Source organism: Mangrovimonas sp. TPBH4 (assembly GCF_001280505.1).
GTDB lineage: Bacteria > Bacteroidota > Bacteroidia > Flavobacteriales > Flavobacteriaceae > Mangrovimonas_A.
Genome location: NZ_LBIO01000056.1, coordinates 1 through 3,142 on the forward strand (window position 1 = coordinate 1; position 3,142 = coordinate 3,142).

Sequence of the window (3,142 nt, forward strand, 5' to 3'; positions counted from 1 at the left end):
AATGCTGGGGGCTTGCAAACCTGCCGCCTGGCAGGCAAAAAAGGCGACGACCTACTCTCCCACGGGTGCAGTACCATCGGCGCTAACGGGCTTAACTTCTCTGTTCGGAAAGGTAAGAGGTGAGCCCCGTCGCTATAACCGCCTTAAATCGTCTGTCCATCTCTGGACCAATATCTTAACATAATGGAAACATATCCATGAAACATATAATTCAACCTATAAAAAGAACGCGTACAATAAGCCTACGGGTTATTAGTACTACTCGGCTATGACATTACTGCCTTTACACCTGTAGCCTATCGACGTGGTCATCTTCCACGGCCCTTTAAAGAAATCTCATCTTGTGGTGGGTTTCGCGCTTATATGCTTTCAGCGCTTATCCCTTCCGAACGTAGCTACCCTGCAATGCCCCTGGCGGAACAACAGGTACACTAGAGGTTCGTCCAACTCGGTCCTCTCGTACTAGAGTCAGATCCACTCAAATTTCTAACGCCCACAGTAGATAGAGACCGAACTGTCTCACGACGTTCTGAACCCAGCTCGCGTGCCACTTTAATGGGCGAACAGCCCAACCCTTGGGACCTTCTCCAGCCCCAGGATGTGACGAGCCGACATCGAGGTGCCAAACCCCCCCGTCGATGTGAGCTCTTGGGGGAGATCAGCCTGTTATCCCCGGAGTACCTTTTATCCTTTGAGCGATGGCCCTTCCATGCGGAACCACCGGATCACTATGCTCTACTTTCGTACCTGATCGACCTGTATGTCTCTCAGTCAAGCTCCCTTATGCCATTGCACTCTGCGCACGGTTACCAAGCGTGCTGAGGGAACCTTTAGAAGCCTCCGTTACTCTTTTGGAGGCGACCACCCCAGTCAAACTACCCACCAAGCACTGTCCCCCAGAAAGGGGTTAGACTCTAGACAAGCAAAGGGTGGTATTTCAACAATGACTCAACGACGCCTGGCGACGCCGCTTCGAAGTCTCCCACCTATCCTACACATTACTTGTCCAAAGCCAATACTAAGCTATAGTAAAGGTTCACGGGGTCTTTTCGTCCCACTGCGGGTAATCGGCATCTTCACCGATACTACAATTTCACCGAGCTCATGGCTGAGACAGTGTCCAGATCGTTACACCATTCGTGCAGGTCGGAACTTACCCGACAAGGAATTTCGCTACCTTAGGACCGTTATAGTTACGGCCGCCGTTTACTGGGGCTTCATTTCAGATCTTCGCGTAAAGCTAAACCCTCCACTTAACCTTCCAGCACCGGGCAGGTGTCAGGCCCTATACGTCATCTTTCGATTTAGCAGAGCCCTGTGTTTTTGATAAACAGTCGCCTGGACCTTTTCACTGCGGCCCCACCGGAGTGGGGCGACCCTTCTCCCGAAGTTACGGGTCAATTTTGCCTAGTTCCTTAGCCATGAATCTCTCGAGCACCTTAGAATTCTCATCCCAACTACCTGTGTCGGTTTACGGTACGGGCTGCCTCGCTCGCTTTTCTTGGAAGTCGCTTCTCTGGATTATCACCTTGCCCGTAGGCTCAGTGTACTATCGCGGTGTTACCACTCGCTTCAACGCACTATTCCGTCAGTGCGCACCAAATATACGCCTCCGTCACTTTTGTTGCGGGCAGGTACGGGAATATTAACCCGTTGTCCATCCACTTCCCCCTTCGGGTTCGCGTTAGGTCCCGACTAACCCTCAGCTGATTAGCATAGCTGAGGAAACCTTAGTCTTTCGGTGTGCGGGTTTCTCGCCCGCATTATCGTTACTTATGCCTACATTTTCTTTTGTAGCTCCTCCAGCATGCCTCGCGACACACCTTCAGCGGCACTACAATGCTCCCCTACCACTTTTAAAAGTCCATAGCTTCGGTAGTATGTTTATGCCCGATTATTATCCATGCCGAACCGCTCGACTAGTGAGCTGTTACGCACTCTTTAAATGAATGGCTGCTTCCAAGCCAACATCCTAGCTGTCTAAGCAGTTCAACCTCGTTTATTCAACTTAACATACATTTGGGGACCTTAGCTGATGGTCTGGGTTCTTTCCCTCTCGGACATGGACCTTAGCACCCATGCCCTCACTGCTGATCAACATTTTATAGCATTCGGAGTTTGTCAGGAATTGGTAGGCGGTGAAGCCCCCGCATCCAATCAGTAGCTCTACCTCTATAAAACTATAAATCAACGCTGCACCTAAATGCATTTCGGGGAGTACGAGCTATTTCCGAGTTTGATTGGCCTTTCACCCCTACCCACAGGTCATCCGAAGACTTTTCAACGTCAACCGGTTCGGGCCTCCACTGTGTGTTACCACAGCTTCACCCTGCCCATGGGTAGATCACACGGTTTCGCGTCTACCGCTACTGACTGCATCGCCCTGTTCAGACTCGCTTTCGCTACGGATCCGGACCTGAAGCCCTTAACCTTGCCAGCAACGGTAACTCGTAGGCTCATTATGCAAAAGGCACGCCGTCACCCCAATGGGGCTCCGACCGCTTGTAGGCGTATGGTTTCAGGTTCTATTTCACTCCCCTGTTCGGGGTTCTTTTCACCTTTCCCTCACGGTACTGGTTCACTATCGGTCTCTCAGGAGTATTTAGCCTTACCGGATGGTCCCGGCAGATTCACACAGGGTTACACGTGCCCCGCGCTACTCAGGATACTGCTATGGTTAACGCTCTTTGCCTATACGGGGCTATCACCCGCTATGGCCGCTCTTTCCAAAGCGTTCTAGTTCATTGCGCAACCAATGTCGCAGTCCTACAACCCCAACATTGCCGTAACAATATTGGTTTGGGCTAATCCGCGTTCGCTCGCCACTACTAACGGAATCACTTTTGTTTTCTCTTCCTCCGGGTACTTAGATGTTTCAGTTCCCCGGGTTCGCCTCCTTGCGGATACTATATCTTCAATATAGTGGGTTGCCCCATTCGGATATCTGCGGATCGAATCGTATGTGCCGATCCCCGCAGCTTTTCGCAGCTTATCACGTCCTTCTTCGCCTCTGAGAGCCTAGGCATTCCCCATACGCCCTTGTTTAGCTTATTGTACTTTTTGTCTTTTTAATGAGTTACGTTATTGCTCGTTACAATAACATTTTATTTTTCATGTATATCTTTCCAATATGTCAATGAAC

2 rRNA genes are annotated in these 3,142 nt (G+C 50.4%); both read right to left on the reverse strand.

The window, feature by feature from the left end:
* Positions 1-38 precede the first annotated feature (38 nt).
* A 5S ribosomal RNA gene (gene rrf, locus ZA05_RS12950) occupies positions 39-146 on the reverse strand.
* An 86-nt stretch (positions 147-232) separates the two neighbouring features.
* A 23S ribosomal RNA gene (locus ZA05_RS12955) occupies positions 233-3,054 on the reverse strand.
* Between the last annotated feature and the right edge of the window lie 88 nt (positions 3,055-3,142).